The organism is Frankia sp. R43 (assembly GCF_001306465.1).
GTDB classification, from domain to species: Bacteria; Actinomycetota; Actinomycetes; order Frankiales; family Frankiaceae; genus Parafrankia; species Parafrankia irregularis.
In genome coordinates, this window is sequence record NZ_LFCW01000001.1 from 218,131 (window position 1) to 234,058 (window position 15,928).

The window sequence follows — 15,928 nt, forward strand, 5'->3', positions numbered from 1 at the left end:
GCAGCAGCACCAGCTAGAGCTGCGACTCGGAGAGCCGCCGCTCGCCACGCGGCGACCCACCGGGGATCCCGCGCCGTCACGCCGCGCCAGGATTTCACCCCAATAGCCACGAAAAGGACGGAGAGTCAATTGGCCGTCCGCAAGAAGTGAGGATTTTGGTTGTTGCAGCAGCCGAAATCCTCACTTCTTACTCAGAAGCAGCGACAGCGGCGACAGCCGAAGCCGAAGCCGAAGCCCGGAATCCTGCGACGGGCCGTTCCGGTGACCTGAATCCGCGAGCCTTTCCCGACAGCGAACGATGACTAGAATTCGACGGCGCAGGATTTGCGTCCCGGAGGGACCGAGCGGCCGGTCGGGTCGACCTGGGCGTCCAGCATCCCCAGCCGCATGCGGTCGAGAAGCTCGGCGAGCTGGCGACGCTCGGCGGCGGTGAAGCCGTCGAGCGCCACGCCGATGTCGTGCAGGCCCACTTCGCGGACCGCGGCCAGCAGCGCCTCGCCGTGCTCGGTCGGGGCGAGCCGGGCCACCCGCCGGTCCGTGCCGTCCGCAGACCGGCCGACCAGGCGATGCTCCTCCAGCGGACGCAGCTGCCGGCTCACCGTCGACTGGTCGAGATCCAGCCAGCGGGCCAGGTCGGAGGACGTCGCGCTGCCGTGCCGGGCGATCCACCGCAGCAGGGTGAGGCTCGCGCCGGTGATCGGTGCGCCGGCGGCCCGCAGCATCCGCTCCCGCTGCCGTGGGCTGCGCGCGGCCAGCCCGACCAGCTCGACGAACTCGTGGATGCGGGCCAGGTCGTGATCCAGCTCCCGGTCCGGCTCCGGCCCCCGGTCCTGATCCTGCCCTTGGTCCGGCTCCGGCCCCTGGCCCGGTTCGCGGCTCGCATCCACGCGGTCCACGCTGTCGCTGTCCTTGCCGCGGTCACCACCGAGGCCGCCGGTCAGTCCTCCAGCACCGCCCCGAGCCGCTGGGTCGTCTCGATCCATTCCTCCACCATCTCGCGCATGACCTCGGCCGTCGGGCGCCGGCGGTCGAGGCTGCCCACGATCTGCCCGACGGGGAAACCGCTCAGCGCCTTGGTTCCGGCGCGGGTCCAGCGCCGCGACGCCTCCCCCCACACAATGCCCTGCAGCGGCATCGGCAGGGTCTTCGGGGCGTCCTCGCGCTCCCACGCGTCCGTCCAGGCGCTGCGCAGCAGCCGGGCGGGCTTGCCCGTCATCGCGCGGGAACGCACCGTGTCCCGCGAGGTGGCCGCGAGCAGGTTCTCGACGATGGGCTCGGCGGTGTCGGCCTCGGTGACGGTGAGCCACATCGAACCCGTCCAGGCGCCCTGGGCGCCGAGCGCGAGCGCGGCGGCGATCTGCCGGCCGCCACCGATCCCACCCGCGGCGAGCACCGGGACGCCCGGCCCCACCGCGTCGACGACCTCGGGCACCAGGACCATCGTGCTGACCTCGCCGCAGTGCCCACCCGCCTCGGTGCCCTGGGCGACGATGATGTCGACGCCCATCTCGACCTGCTTGACGGCGTGCCGTTTCGCGCCGACGAGCGCGGCCACCAGCACACCCTGGGCGTGGGCGCGGTCGATGACCTCCCTCGGTGGCGGACCCAGCGCGTTGACCAGCAGTTTCACCGGATGCTTGAGGGACACCTCGACCTGCCCCGGACCCTCCTGCTCGATACCGAGCCCGGCCGCCTTCAGATCACCCCCGGCGGCCGCGTCCGCGGGCAGCGGCGGGACGCCGTGCTCGGCCAGGACGGACTCGGCGAAGCGGCGGTGCTCGTCGGGCACCAGCTCGACCATCCTCTCCCTGGTGATCTCCGCTCCGCCTCCCTTCCCGACGTACGAGTTCGGCATGACGATGTCGACGCCGTAGGGCCGGCCGTCGACATGCTCGTCGATCCAGGACAGTTCGACCTCGAGCTCTTCGGGGTTGAAGGCGAGCGCCCCCAGCACCCCGAACCCGCCCGCCCTGCTGACTGCCGCGACGACGTCCCGGCAGTGCGAGAAGGCGAAGATCGGGAACTCGATACCGAGCAGGTCACAGACAGGAGTACGGGCCATACGCCCTCCTCTGGAGAATTAACTTGCATGTATACAAGCATGTTTTCGAGAGTGATGGAAGGCCCCGGAATGCCGTCGTCCCGACCGGCACAGCCTCCGAGCAAGATCCGCCAATTCTGGTCACTCGGGAGTGCACAGCAGAATCCCGAGCCCCGAGCGGCCGTTGCCGCCGTTGCCGCCGTTGCCGCCGTTGCCGCCGAGCAAGATCTGAGGAAGCTGGTCGCGGGAACGACGAAAATCCTCAGATTCCCGAACCGCGGCTTCGGGCTGCCGCCACTACCGGGCGAATGATGCGGGGGTGGCCGAGCGGTGCGACCGAAGCGTGAAGGATTTTGGTCGTTCTGACGACCAAAATCCTTCTTTCTTGCGGGTTGTCAAGGCACTCTGCATCCAATTTGGCCCACTTGTCGTGAATTTTCGGCGCTGCGTGGCGGGGTGGCGGCGGGGTGGGATTATCGGCGGGCGGTCGAGCGTCCCCGGACTTCGAACCTGCCGTTTCTCAGGCGGTCATGCCGCCGTCGACCGGGACGATCGTCCCGGTCATCAGGCTGGCCTCGGCGGATGCCAGGAAGGCGATGACGCGCGCGACGTCGTCCGGCTCGCCGAAGCCCCCCGGCACCGTGAGCTTGCCGAGCAGCTTCATCGACGCCCCTTCCGGCGGCATGAAACCGGCGATGATGTCGGTGTCGATGCCGCCGGGCGCCACCGCGTTCACCCGGATGTTCCTGCTGACGTACTCCCAGGCCAGCGCCTTGGTGAGCATGACGACGCCGCCCTTGGACGCACAGTAGGCGGCGCTGTAGGGCTGGGCGCGCAGCCCGGCGCTGGACGCGACGTTGACGATGGTGCCGCCGTCACGAGCCAGGAAACCGGCCAGGCAGGCCCGGCTCATCAGGAACGTTCCGGTGAGGTTGACGTCGATGATCCGGCGCCAGTCGGCGAGGGGCTGCTCCGCTGTGTGCGCGAACCAGCCGATCCCGGCGACATTCGCGAGCACCCTGGGTGCGCCCAGGTCATCCTCGACGGCGCGGACGGCGGCCGCGACCGACTCCTCGTCGGAGACGTCGCAGACGTAGGCGCGGGCCGCGCCGCCGGCCTCGACGATGCCGGCGGCGATCTTCTCCGCCTGGTCGATCCGGACGTCGAGGCAGGCCACGGTCGCGCCGCGGGTGGCGAGCCGATGCGCCGTCGCCGCGCCGATGCCGCGCGCCGCGCCGGTGACGATCGCCACCGCACCGTCGAAACCACCAGAACCACCGAAACCACCAGAACCACCAGAACCACTGGAACCACCAGAACCACTGGAACCCGCCGAGCTTCCGGAGCTGTCGCCGCTCACAGGGCGCGCTCCGGCACGAAACGGACCGGCATTTCCTTCACGCCGTTGATGAAGTTCGACCGCAGGCGGCGGGCAGGCGCGATCGGCTCGACCCGGTCCAGCCGGGTGACCAGCGTTTCGAGCATCAGCTCGATCTCGCGCATCGCCAGGTGCCTGCCGAGGCAGAAGTGCGGGCCGCCGCCGCCGAAGCCCACGTGCGGGTTCGGGTCGCGGCCGATGTCGAAACGGTAGGGGTCGGCGAACACCGACTCGTCGTAGTTCGCCGACGAGTAGTACATGACGACCTTCTCTCCGGCGGCGATCGGCTGGCCGCCGAGCACCACGTCGGTCGTGGTCGTGCGGCGGAAGCCCATCACCGGGCTGACCCAGCGGACGATCTCGTCCGCCGCCCTGGTCAGCACCGCCGGGTCGGACCTGCCCGCCCTGAGCTTCTCCCACTGTTCGGGATGGTCCAGCAACGCCTGCATGCCACCGGAGATGGCATTTCGCGTGGTCTCGTTGCCGGCGACCATGAGCAGGATGAAGAACAGGTCGAACTCCATCTCGGACAGCTCGTGGCCGTTCTCGTCGGCGGTGACGAGCTTGGTCAGGATGTCGTCGGCCGGGCAGCCGCGCCGCGCCGCGCCCAGCTCGTTCGCGTAGGCGTACGCCTCCATCGCGGCGGCCTGCTGGTCGGCCGCGTCGGCGGAAAGCTCGGGATCGTCGCTGGCCAGCATCCGGTTCGACCAGTTGAACAGCCGGTGCCTGTCCTCATGCGGGACGCCGATCAGCTCCGCGATCACGACAAGCGGCAGCTCCGCCGCGCAGATCTTCACGAAGTCGCCCTCGCCGGCCTCGATCGCGCGGTCGACGATCTTCTCGCACGAGGTCCGGATCCTGTCGGTGAGGCGCCCGATCATGCGCGGGGTGAAGCCCCGGTTCACCAGGCTGCGCAGCCGGGTGTGTTCCGGCGGGTCCTGGTTGACCATCATGAGCTGCTGCTCGGCCAGGGCTTCCGGGGTGAGCTCGGGCAGCAGGCAGGTCTCCCGGTTGGACGAGAACTGGTCCGGGCTGCGGGAGATGTGCACGACGTCCGCGTGCCGGGTCACCGCCCAGAAGCCGGCCTCGCGCTCCGGGTCGCGGTGGTGGAACACCGGTGCCTGGGCCCGCAGGATCCTGAACTCGTCATGGGGCAGCCCCTGGACGTAGCGGCCGGGGTCGTAGACATCGATCTGGTCGAGCGACATGTCGGGACCTCCGAGATCCGTCGCGTCCGCCAAGCTCAAAACTAGAACAGGTTCTCGCGTCTCGTTTCCTGACGCAATATCAGAAACAGCATTGGGGGCCGGACGAGCCGAGCGGGTCAGCGAAGCTCGTCGACGTAGGTCTGCGTGCCGGGCAGGGTGGGGACGAACGGGGCGAGCAGCTCCAGCCGGCCGAGACCCGACTTCTCCCAGTCCGCGGCGGCCGCGGTGAAGCCAGGCGCCCAGCACCGCGCCGGCGTCGTCTCGGTGAACCACAGCACGGTCAGGCGGCGTCCGAGACCGGCGACCTGGTCCACATAGGCCATCCGGTCCTCGGGCAGCGGCAACGGGGTGAACAGCAGGCCCATCGCCACCGCGCCACCGAGTGCGAGCACCCGCGGCGCGCGCTCGGCGCGCAGCCAGTCGACGAGGGCGGAGACGGCCGCGCCATCCGCACCAGCCGCACCAGCCGCACCAGCCGAGGCATCATCCACCGCGGCCTCGCCCACCGCGTCGACGACCTCGACCACCAGGCCACCGTACGGATGGTCCAGCGCGTGGATATCGCGCGCACCGCCGCGGCCGTCGCGATACACCGCGCCGAGATAGTCCTGGAAAGCGGTGAAGACGTGGTCACGCCGGTGGAAGATGCGTCCGTCGGCGTTGAGCCGCTGGTTCGTGGCGACGGTCCACCGCATGTGGTCGCGGTAGCGGCCGCGGGTCAGCCAGTAGACCGCGATGTACTTGCCGGCCTCCAGCGGCCGCGCGACGGCCGAGTCGGCCGGCTCGCGCAGCGCCTGCAGCGCCCTGGGCGCCACCCAGCGCCGGCCGGCGAACATCCAGGGCATCGCCATGGCACCCGCGTAGAAGTGATCGTCCTCGTACCAGCGGTTGTACTCGGCCTCGGCACCCGGATGCGGCTCCACCATCGTGATCAGCGCGGAGCCGATGGCGACGCCGTACGGGCCGGCGGCGGGGAGCACGGAGTAGGGGCTGTCGGAGTCGGGGCTGTCGGAGTCGGGGCTGTCGACGGAATCTGCCACCGCGTCGTCCGGCACGGCTGAACTCCCTCCGCCCCGGGCGCACGTCGGCCCGGAACGCGGTCCACTCAAGCACGGAATCTGGTGACCCGTCAGAAAATCTTTGAATACACTCTGCTGCCATGATCGTTTCTCGCGGCCCGTCCGTCGTGCCCCGCGGGGCACTCGCCTTCGGGATCCAGCTGCCGATCCAGGCGCAGAGCAGCCTGTTCGCCGAGCCGTGGGAGGCCACGGCCACGCCGGACGACCTCGCGGCGATCGCCCGCGCGGCGGACGAGCACGGCTTCCTCTACGTCGCGGTCTGCGACCACGTCGCGATCCCCCGCCGGCTCGCCGCCGCCATGGGCACCACCTGGTACGACTCCGTCGCGACCCTGAGCTGGCTGGCCGCGGCGACGACCCGGGTGCGGCTGCTCAGCCACGTCTACAACCTGGCCTACCGGCATCCGCTGGTGACGGCGAAGGCCTTCGCGACCCTCGACCGCCTCTCCGCCGGCCGGGTCATCCTCGGGGTCGGCGCGGGGCACGTCGCGGACGAGTTCGCCGGCCTGGGGCTGGACTTCGCCCGCCGCGGGCGCATGCTCGACGACGCGATCGAGGTCGTCGACGCGGCCCTGCGCACCGAGTTCCCGACGGTCGCGAACGACAGCTTCACCGTCGACGGGCAGCTCGGGCTCGCGCCCCGGCCGGTGCAGGACCCGCGCCCGCCGCTGTGGGTCGGCGGCTCGTCGCCGGCGGCGGTGCGCCGGGCCGCGCGGCTGGGCGACGGGTGGTTACCCCAGGGCACCCCGCTCGACCAGCTGCCGCCGCTGGTCGAGCTGCTGCGCACCGAACGCGCCGCGGCCGGAGCCACCCAGCCCTGCGACATCGGCGCGATCACCGACTGGCTGCACCTCGGCCAGCCCACCTGGGACGTCGGCCGCCCCTGCCGGGCCGGGACGCCCACACGGCTCGCCGAGCACCTGCGCCGCTACCGCGACGTCGGCGTCGACCACCTGCAGGTGCGGTTCCCCAGCCGCAGCCCGGTCGAGCTGATCGATCAGATCGCGGCGTTCGGCTCCGAGGTGGGGCCCCTGCTGGCCCCCTGACCACCGCCCCCGACCAGCGCCCCTGGCCGCCAGCTCCCTGGCCGCCAACCCCCTGGCAACCTGACCGCCGGGCCGCTGGCTGCTCACTCCTGACCGCCGGCCTTCTGACCGCCAACCCCTGGCGCCCTCCACCGCGTCAGAGCAGCTCGATGAGCTTCCGCAACGCCTGCGGGTCGCGTACGCCGCCGATCAGCAGGGTGTGGACGGGCGAGGCCCGCCACAGCTCGAGGCGCTCCCGGATCCGCGCCCAGGGCCCGACCAGCGCGATGCCGTCGGCGAGATCGTCCGGGACGGCCCGCACGGCGGCCTCCCGCTCCCCCGCGAGGAACAGCTGCTGCACCCGTGCGGCGGCGTCGGCGAAACCGAACCGCGACACGACGTCCACATGGAAGTTGACGTCCTTGGCGCCCATGCCGCCGAGGTAGAACGCCAGCGTCCACTTGATGCGCAGCAACGCCGCCTCGACGTCGTCGTCCACGACCACCGTCACCGGGCAGGCGATCGAGAAGTCGGCGGGCGCCCCGGCCAGGGCCGCCGCGTACGCCGCGGGCCCGCGCTCGGGGTGGTAGAAGATCGGCAGCCAGCCGTCGGCGATCTCGGCGGCCAGCGCCACGTTCCCCGGGCCTTCGGCGCCGAGGTAGACGGGGATCCGCGGCCGCAGTGGATGCGTGGTGATCTTCAGCGGCTTGCCGAGCCCGGTGACGCCCCGCGCCGGGCCAGCGCCCGCCGGCGGCAGACCCGAAGCCCCGGCCCCGGCCCCAGCTCCGGCCCCGGCCCCGGCCGACGGCGGCACCCCCGGCGGCGCCGCCGGGGGCAGTGGCAGCGGGTAGTGCGGCCCGTCGCTGGTGACCGGGGCGTCGCGGCGCCACACCGCCCGCAGGATGTCGACGTACTCCCGGGTGCGGGCGAGCGGCCGGGCGAAGGGCTGCCCGTACCAGCCCTCGACCACCTGCGGGCCGGACACGCCGAGCCCCAGCAGGAACCGCCCACCGGACAGGTGGTCCGGTCGCCGCGGTCATCGCGAGACAGGCCGGCGTGCGGGCGGACAGCTGTGCCAGCCCGGTGGCGAGAGTGATCCGGCTCGTCCGCGAGCCCAGCCAGGCCAACGGGCTGATCGCGTCGGAGCCGTAGGCCTCGGCCGTCCACACCGACGCGTAGCCGTACTCCTCGGCGGCGAGCGTCAGCTCCAGATGATCGTCCGGTGGCACCGCCGGCCAGTAGCCGAGCATCAGGCCGAGTGCCAGATCAGCGGTCACAACAATCCTCCTGGATGGCGTTATGTCCTGGTTGCAGATGGATTGCCGGCTACTCGGATGTCCGCACCCGGGTTCGGGCTGATCACGGGTACGCTCCGGTCCATGGCGTCACCGGCGGTTCCGCCCCCCGCGGACAGTGACGGGCTGGACAGGCCCGCCCAGCGAGCACGGCGGGAGCGGATTCTGGACGCCGCCGTCGCGCTCGGCTCCGAGGGCGGCTACGACGCCGTGCAGATGCGGGCGGTTGCGGAGCGCTCCGGGGTCGCGCTCGGGACGCTGTACCGCTACTTCCCGTCGAAGGTGCAGCTGCTGGTGTCCGCGATGGCCCGCGAGATCGACGGCATCCGGCTGCCGTCCGCCGAGCGCATGGCGGGCCTCACCCCGGCGGACCGGATCCTGGCCGTCCTCAGCCGCGCCACCAAGGTCTTCCAGCGGGATCCGAACCTGGCCGGCGCGCTGGTCCGGGCGGTCATGTTCGCGGACGCGTCGGCCACCGCCGAGGTCGACCAGGTCACCCAGCGGATGAACTCGATCATCATTCGCATGATGCGCGGTGAGGACGGCGATCCGACCCCGCGTGACATCGCGGTGGCGGGCCTGATCGCCAAGGTGTGGTTCGTCAGCGAGATCCAGTGGCTGTCCGGCCGCACCAAGGCCCGGCAGGTGATCGACGACCTGGAACTGGTCGTCCGCGAGCTCGTCCACTAGCACCGCCGCCGCGCCCCGGCCGCCGCTCGCCCGCACCGGGCCCGCGCGGGTCCTCGACGTCACCGTTCCGATGAGAACGCGTTCTACCACGGCTGGCAAGAACTCCTGACAGGTCATCAGATGATGATTGCCGGAAACTAGAACACGTACTAGTTTGGAGGGCGCCGATCCGCCGGCGGCAGCCGGCGACGACCGAGAGGCGTCCCATGCCGAATCCAGTGATCGTCGAGGCGACCCGCTCACCCATCGGCCGACGGCGCGGGGCGCTCGCGGGTGTCCACCCCGCCCACCTGCTCGGCCACACGCAGCGCGCGGTCCTCGATCGCGCCGGCGTCGACCCCGCGAGTGTCGAGCAGGTCGTGGGGGGCTGCGTCACCCAGGCCGGCGAGCAGGCGTCGAACATCACCCGCTACGCCTGGCTGGCCAGCGAGCTGCCCACCACCACGGCCGCCACCACGGTCGACTGCCAGTGCGGCTCCTCGCAGCAGGCGGCCCACCTCGTCGCCGGGCTGGTCGCCACCGGTGCGATCGACATCGGCATCGCCTGCGGCGTCGAGGCCATGAGCCGGGTCGGCCTGGGCGCGGCGGTGCAGGGCGGCCCCGGGGTACCGCGCCCGCCGGGCTGGGACAGTGGCCTGCCCGACCAGTTCACCGCCGCCGACCGCATCGCCCGCGGCGCCGGCGTCAGCCGCGCCGAGCTGGACGAGTTCGGCGCCCGCTCGCAGGCCCTCGCCGCCCGTGCGTGGGCCGAGGGCCGGTTCAAGGCCGAGGTGGCACCACTGGAGGCACCCGTGCTGGACGACGCGGGCAACCCGACCGGCGAGTCGGTCACCGTCGACGTCGACGGCGGGCTGCGCGACACCTCCGTCGAGAAGCTCGCCGCCCTGCGGCCCGTGCTGCCCGACGGCCTGCACACCGCGGGGACGTCGTCGCAGATCTCCGACGGCGCCGCCGCCCTGCTGATCATGGACGCCGACCGCGCGCGGGCGCTGGGGCTGCGGCCCCGGGCCCGGATCATCGCCCAGGCCCTCGTCGGCGACGACCCGTACCTGCTGCTCAACGGCCCGATCGCCGCCAGCCGGCGGGTCCTCGACCGGGCCGGGATGTCCGTCGCCGACATCGACCGGTTCGAGGTCAACGAGGCGTTCGCGGCCGTCGTGCTCTCCTGGGCCCGGGCGCTGCGCCCCGCCCCGGACCGGGTCAACGTCAACGGGGGCGCGATCGCGCTCGGCCATCCCGTCGGGTCCACCGGGTGCCGGCTGCTCACCACCGCGCTGCACGAGCTGGAACGCTCCGGCGGCACCACCGCCCTGGTGTCGATGTGCGCCGGCGGCGCGCTGGCCACCGGCACGATCATCGAGCGGATCTCGTGATGGACGTCCTGCTGTTCCTGTTCATGCGGCGCGCGGGCATGACGGTCGACGCCTTCCGCCGCCACTACCTCGACGTACACGTGCCGCTGGCGATCCGGACGTCGACGGCGACCGGCCGGTATGTCGTCCGGCTGACCGAGGACGGGCACGGCCCCGTCCCCGTCGACGCCGTCACCGAGATCGTGACCCCGTCCGCGGACGTCTTCTTCGACCCCGACCGCGGCTTCACCTCCCCCGAGGACGCCGTCGAGGTCATCACCGACTCGCTGAACTTCCTCGCCCCCTTCCCGATCTACCAGGTCCGCCGCACCGTGCTTCGGGCCGCGGACCGATCCGGTGAGCTGGAGGATCATGTGCCGGGATCGCGTTCACCGGGGGTGACGCTGGCCCGGCTCGAGCTGGGTGACAGCGGCCCGGTCCGGCCGATGCCGGACCCACCGGACGAGCTCGTCCGCGACCACCTCAGATATGACGTCCTGAAAACGATCGGTGAAGGCCCCGATCTGCGTTCGGTCGATCTGGTGCACCTGCGGCCCGGCGCGGACGTGGACCGTTACGCCGCCGACTCCTACCTTCTGGGGGAGTACGTCCAGAAGGTTCGTTGACCCAGCGAGACAACCGCGCCGCGATCCGGCGCCGACCGCACAGGAAGCGGGTCCGCAGATGAAGACGAAGGCCGCAGTGCTCTGGAACGTCGGTGATCCCTGGAGCGTCGAGGAGGTCGACCTCGACCCGCCGAAGGCCGGTGAGGTGCTCATCCGGGTGGTCGCAGCCGGCTTATGCCACTCCGACGACCATCTGGCGACCGGTGACATGCCGTCGGTCCTCCCGATGGTCGCCGGCCACGAGGGCGCGGGGATCGTCGAGGAGGTCGGGCCGAACGTCACCCGGGTCCGCCCGGGTGACCACGTCGTCGTGATGTTCATGCCCAGCTGCGGGCACTGCCGCTGGTGCGCCACCGGCCGGACGAACCTGTGCGACCTCGGCGGGTCGCTGATGATGGGTGTCGGCGTCGACGGGACGTCCCGGCTGCACGCCCGGGGCAAGGACGTCACGACGATGTGCTTCCTCGGCACGTTCAGCCAGTACGCCGTGCTGCACGAGGCGTCCGTCATCAGGATCGACGACGACCTGCCGATGGACGCCGCCGCGCTGGTCGCCTGCGGGGTGCCCACCGGTTTCGGCTCCGCCGTGCACACCGCCGGGGTGCGCCCCGGGGAGGCGGTGGTCGTGGTCGGCGCCGGCGGGGTCGGCATGAACGCGATCCAGGGCGCCCGGATCGCCGGCGCGGAGCTGATCATCGCGGTCGACCCGGTGGAGTTCAAGCGCGACCAGGCGAAGGTCTTCGGGGCGACCCACACCAGCCCGTCGATGGCGCAGGCCACCGAGCTCGTCCGCGAGCTGACCAGGGGCGTCATGGCCGACGCGGCGATCCTGACCGTCGGCGTGGCGCACGGTGACCAGATCGCGCCGCTGCTCGGGCTCGTGTCGAAGGGCGGGCGGGCGGTCGTCACCGCGGTCGCGCCGGCCGTCGAGACCGAGGTGACCCTGTCCCTGTTCGATCTGACCATCTTTCAGAAGGAGCTGCGCGGCACCCTGTTCGGCGCGTCGAACGGGCAGGCCGACATCCCCCGGCTGCTGTCGCTCTACCGGTCCGGCCAGCTCAAGCTGGACGAGCTGATCACCAACCGCTACACCCTGGACGAGATCAACACCGGCTACGACGACATGCGAGCCGGCCGCAACATCCGCGGCGTCATCCTGCACGGGGACTGACGGCATGCGCACCGGCAGCACGATCCTCGTCACCGGGGTGACCGGGCAGGTCGCCAGGCCCCTGGCCGCCGCACTCGCCCGGGAGCACACCGTCTACGGCGCGGCCCGCTTCCGCGACAGCGGCATCCGCGACGAACTGAGCGCTGCCGGTGTGCGCTGCGTACCGGTCAACCTGGTGACGGCCGGGCGGGACGGCCTCGCCGCCCTGCCCGAGCAGGTCGACCACGTGCTCCACTTCGGCGTGGTCAAGAGCAACCGTTGGGGCGTCGACCTCGACGGAAACGTCGGCGGGACGCTGGCGCTCATGGAGCGCTACGCCGCCGCCCGGTCCTTCCTGCACTGCTCCTCCGGCGCCGTCTACGCGGACGCGGGCGGAACGGGCGACGCGGGCGACGGCCCGGCGGTCGGGTGCGGCGGCCCGGCGGACGCCGATTCGGGCACGGGCGGCGGCGGCTCGGCGGAGGCGGTCCGGCCCCTCGCCGAGGGCGACCGGCTCGGGGACAGCCACCACGTCCTGCCGTTCCTGGCCACCTACAGCGTCTGCAAGATCGCCGCGGAGGGGGCGGCCCGGTACGGTGCCACCCGCTTCGGGCTGCCGACGACGATCGCCCGCCTGAACATGCCGTACGGGCCCTTCGGTGGTCTCCCCCTCTACCACCTCGACATGATCGCCGCGGGCATGCCGGTGACCGTGCACCCCGACGGCCCCAGCCGCTACCAGCTGATCCACGACGACGACATCGTGGCGATGGCACCCGCGCTGCTCGCCGCGGCCGACGTCCCGGCGACGCTCGTGAACTGGGCCGGCGACGAGGCCGTCAGCGTCGAGGAATGGTGCGCCGAGCTGGCCGCTCTCACCGGCCTGACCCCGGTCATCGAGCCGTCGCCGGAGAACCTGCGCGGGGTCGTGCTCGATCTGACGACCATGCACACCCTCGCCGGGCACGCCCGGGTCGACTGGCGGGAGGGGCTGCGCCGCAGCGTGGCCGCGCGCCGCCCCGACCTGCTGCGCCCCGAGCTCGAGTCGTCGGCGCACCCCGGTCCTGGCCCCGCACCCGCTGACCGGCCCGCGGCCACCTGATCCGGCATTCGGCCCGTTGATCCCGGCGTCGCCCCCGGCCCCGGGCGCGTCCGGCGTGATCCGGCCTCCCGGCGCCGTCGCCGGCCGCCCCGGAGCACGAGATCGGCGCACAGGGTGGCTGGCGTCACAACACGAATCTGACGGGTCGCCAGAAACCGCCAGTACGCTTGCTACGTGCGCAGAGCTGACGCTGCCGTCGCGGTCCCCCCGGTGGTCGAGACCCCGGTGCGCGAGACCCCTGCGGTCGCCACCGCGGCGATCAGGACCACACCGGCGCCCATCGCCGACGCGAGCACCGGCACCGGCATTGCAGGCGTCGGCGCTGCAGTCGTCGACACCACGGGCATCGGCACCACGGGCATCGACACCACGGGCATCGGCACCGCGGTGAACACACTTCGCGCCTCGGACGGGCGGGTTCCTGGCCGGCGCGGCATGGCGACCCGGCAGCGGCTGCTCGACCAGACCTACGAGCTGCTGCGCACCACGCCGTACCGGGAGCTCACGGTCGCCGACATCGGCCGCGCCGCCGGCACCTCGGCCGCCACCTTCTACCAGTACTTCGTCGACATCGAGGCGGCCATGCTGACGCTGGCCGACCAGGTCGCCGCCGAGGGCGCGAAGCTGTCGGAGCTCGTCGACCAGCGGCCGTGGCGGGGCGCCGCCGGCTGGCAGAACGCCAGCACCCTCGTGGACGGCATCCTCACCTTCTGGGCCCACCACCAGCCCGTGCTCCGCGTCGTCGACCTGCTCACCGAGGAGGGCGACCAGCGCTTCCGCCGGGTGCGGGTGGCCATGCTCAACGAGATCACCCGCGCCCTCGCCGCGGTCATCGCCGAGGCGCAGACCCGGGCCGGCCGGGTGACGGAGGTCGCCCCGATGGCGATGGCCGGGGCGCTGGTGTCCATGCTCGCGCACGTGGCCTCGCACCGCGCCGGCTTCGAGGCGTGGGAGATCCCGATCGACGAGATGCGGGAAGCCATGACCAGGCTGGTCTTCTGGGGCGTCACCGGCCCGCGCGTCCCCAAGCACCTCTGACCACACTGCACCTCTGACCACGCTGCACCTCTGACCACAGCGCCGCCGACCAGCACGGGCGCCTCCGACCGCACCGGGCCACGGCGGGCCACACGGCGCCGCCGACCGCACTGCATCCGGCTATCGCGCGTCGGCCAGCCACTCCCGTACGGCGCGCATCGCGGTGCCCGAGCTGTCCTCGTCGATGCCCCGGCCGAGGTCGTCGATGGTGACGCCGGCCAGCGCGTCACGCCACGCCTGCTCCGCGGCTGCCATCGCCCGGGCGATGGCGCACTGCCCGGAGCACTGATCATCGGGCACGGCCAGCGGGCCGTTCCGGCGGATCTCGGTGCAGCGGAACGCGGGCTCGGGGCCGTCGATGGCCTGCACGACCTGCAGAACAGTGATCTGCGCGGCGGGTCGGGTGAAGGCGTACCCGCCGGTCGGACCCGGAGTGGATCTCACGATGCCGGCCCGTGAGAGCGCCTGGAGATGCTTGGCGAGGTAGGCCGGCGCGACGCCGTGCAGCTCGGCGAGCCGTGCCGCCGGCACCGGGGCCTCGCTCTGCCCGATCGAGACGCAGCAGTGCAGCGCCCACTCGACGCCGTTGGACAGCTTCACGGCAGCCAGCCTACCTATCCCGGATAGAAACCATCCGCGACTCTGCTATAAACGCGGACAGGAAATATCCGAGATGGAGGTCCAGCTGGTGTCCGAGATCCAGGATCGGCCGAAGGTAACGACCGCCGCCCCACCTCGACAGACCCGGAACACGCTTGGATTCACGGTGATCGCCCTGTTCGTGGCCGCGGTGAACCTCCGCCCGGCGATCGCCGCGCTCTCCCCCCTCGTCGACCGGATCCGCACCGATCTGGGCCTGTCGGCGACGGAGGCGTCGCTGCTGACGACCATCCCCACACTGGCCATGGGGCTGTGCGCACCCCTGGCCGTCACCGTCGGGCGCAGATGGGGGCTGCACAGGGGCGTCCAGCTTGGGCTGGCCGTCGTCGGCCTCGCCACCGCGGCCCGCGGGCTCAGCCAGTCCGCCTGGCTGCAGCTGGTCTGCGCCGCCGCGGTCGGCATGGGCATCGCGCTCTCCCAGACCCTGCTGCCGGCCGTGGTGAAGGCACGCTTCGCCGACCGACCCGGTCTGGTGACCGGCATCTACACCACCGGCCTCGGCCTCGGCGGCGCGGTGGCGGCGGGGGTGAGCACACCGCTCGCCGACGCCTTCGAATCGTGGCCGGCCGCACTGGCCTGCTGGGCCGTCCTCGCGGTCGCGGGCCTGGTCCTGTGGTCCGCGGCAAAAGGATCGCTTCAGCTGGAGCAGGCGGGTGACCCGAGGCGCATCGTCACCTCCGGCCTGCCCTGGCGCTCCCCACTGGCGTGGCGGATCACCGCCGTGTCGGCCGGTAACTCGGCGCTGTACTACTGCGAGCTGGCCTGGATCGCACCCCTGCTCCACGACGACGGCGGACGGAGCGAGTCGCAGGCCGGCCTCATGCTGACCACCATGATCGCCATTCAGGTCGCGGCGATGCTGGCCGTCCCGGCACTGCACGGCGAACGGCAGGACAGGCGCGCCGGCCTGGCCGCCACCACGGTGCTCACCGCGATCGGCTTCCTGGGTTTCGCCCTCAGCCCGGGAGCGGGCGCCTGGCTCTGGATCGTCGCCATCGGAGTCGGGCACGGCGGCCTGTTCACCCTGGTGATGACACTTCCGGTGGCTGCCAGCCGGGACGCCACCCAGGCCGGGCGCTTCAGCGCCATGGCGTTCTTCATCGGCTACGCCTGCGCCGCCGCCGGCCCGGTCGTCGTCGGCGGTCTGCGTGACGCCACCGGCGACTTCCAGCTCGGCTTCGGCCTGCTGGCCGCCGTCGCGACGCTGATGCTCCTGCCCATCGCCCGCCTCTCACCGAGACGGATCGCCCAGGCCCAGCACCACCCATCCGCCTGAACGACGCG

At 72.1% G+C, this 15,928-nt stretch carries 15 protein-coding genes and 1 pseudogene; 8 read left to right on the forward strand and 8 right to left on the reverse strand.

Annotated features, from left to right (window positions below; genetic code table 11):
- Nucleotides 1-302: 302 nt before the first annotated feature.
- The 5 genes from ACG83_RS00835 to ACG83_RS00855 form a co-directional block, all read right to left on the reverse strand.
- Nucleotides 303-983 carry a MarR family winged helix-turn-helix transcriptional regulator gene (locus ACG83_RS00835; protein ID WP_054564249.1) on the reverse strand — a complete coding sequence of 227 codons (681 nt, stop codon included), beginning with the start codon at nucleotides 981-983 and terminating at the stop codon, nucleotides 303-305.
- On the reverse strand, nucleotides 938-2,062 hold the full coding sequence (locus tag ACG83_RS00840; RefSeq protein WP_054564250.1) for a nitronate monooxygenase: 1,125 nt from the start codon (nucleotides 2,060-2,062) through the stop codon (nucleotides 938-940). Before ACG83_RS00840 ends, ACG83_RS00835 begins: the two co-directional genes overlap by 46 nt.
- Before the next feature lie 499 nt (nucleotides 2,063-2,561).
- Nucleotides 2,562-3,401, reverse strand: a complete 840-nt coding sequence (locus ACG83_RS00845; RefSeq protein WP_083472946.1) for an SDR family NAD(P)-dependent oxidoreductase — start codon at nucleotides 3,399-3,401, stop codon at nucleotides 2,562-2,564.
- Nucleotides 3,398-4,627, reverse strand: a complete 1,230-nt coding sequence (locus ACG83_RS00850) for a cytochrome P450 (RefSeq protein ID WP_054565317.1) — start codon at nucleotides 4,625-4,627, stop codon at nucleotides 3,398-3,400. The genes ACG83_RS00845 and ACG83_RS00850 overlap by 4 nt, the downstream gene beginning before the upstream one ends.
- 116 nt (nucleotides 4,628-4,743) lie before the next feature.
- The gene (locus ACG83_RS00855; RefSeq protein ID WP_083472947.1) at nucleotides 4,744-5,682 is read right to left on the reverse strand and encodes a hypothetical protein; all 939 of its coding nucleotides are present in this window, start codon (nucleotides 5,680-5,682) and stop codon (nucleotides 4,744-4,746) included.
- Nucleotides 5,683-5,786: 104 nt separating this feature from the next.
- On the opposite strand from ACG83_RS00855, the gene ACG83_RS00860 reads away from it, so the two are divergent.
- Nucleotides 5,787-6,752, forward strand: a complete 966-nt coding sequence (locus ACG83_RS00860; RefSeq protein WP_054564252.1) for a TIGR03619 family F420-dependent LLM class oxidoreductase — start codon at nucleotides 5,787-5,789, stop codon at nucleotides 6,750-6,752.
- 136 nt (nucleotides 6,753-6,888) lie between these two features.
- On the opposite strand, the gene ACG83_RS00865 is transcribed toward ACG83_RS00860, so the two are convergent.
- Both ACG83_RS00865 and ACG83_RS47540 read right to left on the reverse strand, forming a co-directional pair.
- Nucleotides 6,889-7,716: an LLM class flavin-dependent oxidoreductase gene (locus tag ACG83_RS00865; protein ID WP_255354674.1), complete on the reverse strand. Its 828-nt coding sequence runs from the start codon at nucleotides 7,714-7,716 to the stop codon at nucleotides 6,889-6,891.
- A 100-nt stretch (nucleotides 7,717-7,816) separates the two neighbouring features.
- Nucleotides 7,817-7,981, reverse strand: a pseudogene (locus tag ACG83_RS47540) (LLM class flavin-dependent oxidoreductase); the annotation flags it as partial.
- A 129-nt stretch (nucleotides 7,982-8,110) separates the two neighbouring features.
- Here ACG83_RS47540 and ACG83_RS00870 point away from each other — a divergent pair.
- The 6 genes from ACG83_RS00870 (at nucleotide 8,111) to ACG83_RS00895 (ending at nucleotide 13,984) form a co-directional block, all read left to right on the forward strand.
- Entirely contained in the window at nucleotides 8,111-8,716 is a 606-nt protein-coding gene (locus ACG83_RS00870) for a TetR family transcriptional regulator (protein WP_054565319.1), read from the forward strand.
- A gap of 206 nt (nucleotides 8,717-8,922) precedes the next feature.
- Nucleotides 8,923-10,089 carry a steroid 3-ketoacyl-CoA thiolase gene (locus ACG83_RS00875; RefSeq protein ID WP_054564253.1) on the forward strand — a complete coding sequence of 389 codons (1,167 nt, stop codon included), beginning with the start codon at nucleotides 8,923-8,925 and terminating at the stop codon, nucleotides 10,087-10,089.
- A complete protein-coding gene (locus tag ACG83_RS00880; RefSeq protein WP_054564254.1) occupies nucleotides 10,089-10,694 on the forward strand; it encodes an EthD domain-containing protein in 606 nt (201 codons plus the stop codon). Before ACG83_RS00875 ends, ACG83_RS00880 begins: the two co-directional genes overlap by 1 nt.
- A 58-nt stretch (nucleotides 10,695-10,752) precedes the next feature.
- On the forward strand, nucleotides 10,753-11,865 hold the full coding sequence (locus ACG83_RS00885; RefSeq protein WP_054564255.1) for an NDMA-dependent alcohol dehydrogenase: 1,113 nt from the start codon (nucleotides 10,753-10,755) through the stop codon (nucleotides 11,863-11,865).
- Between the two features lie 4 nt (nucleotides 11,866-11,869).
- A complete protein-coding gene (locus ACG83_RS00890; protein WP_054564256.1) occupies nucleotides 11,870-12,946 on the forward strand; it encodes an NAD(P)-dependent oxidoreductase in 1,077 nt (358 codons plus the stop codon).
- A 210-nt stretch (nucleotides 12,947-13,156) separates the two neighbouring features.
- Nucleotides 13,157-13,984: a TetR family transcriptional regulator gene (locus ACG83_RS00895; RefSeq protein WP_235497488.1), complete on the forward strand. Its 828-nt coding sequence runs from the start codon at nucleotides 13,157-13,159 to the stop codon at nucleotides 13,982-13,984.
- Nucleotides 13,985-14,104: 120 nt separating this feature from the next.
- Here ACG83_RS00895 and ACG83_RS00900 read toward each other — a convergent pair whose 3' ends face one another.
- Entirely contained in the window at nucleotides 14,105-14,584 is a 480-nt protein-coding gene (locus ACG83_RS00900; RefSeq protein WP_054564257.1) for an Rrf2 family transcriptional regulator, read from the reverse strand.
- 73 nt (nucleotides 14,585-14,657) lie between these two features.
- On the opposite strand from ACG83_RS00900, the gene ACG83_RS00905 reads away from it, so the two are divergent.
- Nucleotides 14,658-15,920, forward strand: coding sequence for a CynX/NimT family MFS transporter (locus tag ACG83_RS00905; RefSeq protein ID WP_083472948.1), 1,263 nt, complete (start codon nucleotides 14,658-14,660; stop codon nucleotides 15,918-15,920).
- The last annotated feature ends 8 nt before the right edge of the window (nucleotides 15,921-15,928 follow it).

Excerpts from the sequence above, each read along its gene's own strand:
- ACG83_RS00860 (WP_054564252.1), top strand. The coding sequence starts at position 5,787 with ATGATCGTTTCTCGCGGCCCGTCCGTCGTGCCCCGCGGGGCACTCGCC.
- ACG83_RS00885 (WP_054564255.1), top strand. The coding sequence starts at position 10,753 with ATGAAGACGAAGGCCGCAGTGCTCTGGAACGTCGGTGATCCCTGGAGC.
- ACG83_RS00905 (WP_083472948.1), top strand. The coding sequence starts at position 14,658 with ATGGAGGTCCAGCTGGTGTCCGAGATCCAGGATCGGCCGAAGGTAACG.
- ACG83_RS00850 (WP_054565317.1), bottom strand. The coding sequence starts at position 4,627 with ATGTCGCTCGACCAGATCGATGTCTACGACCCCGGCCGCTACGTCCAG.
- ACG83_RS00870 (WP_054565319.1), top strand. The coding sequence starts at position 8,111 with ATGGCGTCACCGGCGGTTCCGCCCCCCGCGGACAGTGACGGGCTGGAC.
- ACG83_RS00880 (WP_054564254.1), top strand. The coding sequence starts at position 10,089 with ATGGACGTCCTGCTGTTCCTGTTCATGCGGCGCGCGGGCATGACGGTC.
- ACG83_RS00840 (WP_054564250.1), bottom strand. The coding sequence starts at position 2,062 with ATGGCCCGTACTCCTGTCTGTGACCTGCTCGGTATCGAGTTCCCGATC.
- ACG83_RS00875 (WP_054564253.1), top strand. The coding sequence starts at position 8,923 with ATGCCGAATCCAGTGATCGTCGAGGCGACCCGCTCACCCATCGGCCGA.
- ACG83_RS00835 (WP_054564249.1), bottom strand. The coding sequence starts at position 983 with ATGGATCGAGACGACCCAGCGGCTCGGGGCGGTGCTGGAGGACTGACC.
- ACG83_RS00890 (WP_054564256.1), top strand. The coding sequence starts at position 11,870 with ATGCGCACCGGCAGCACGATCCTCGTCACCGGGGTGACCGGGCAGGTC.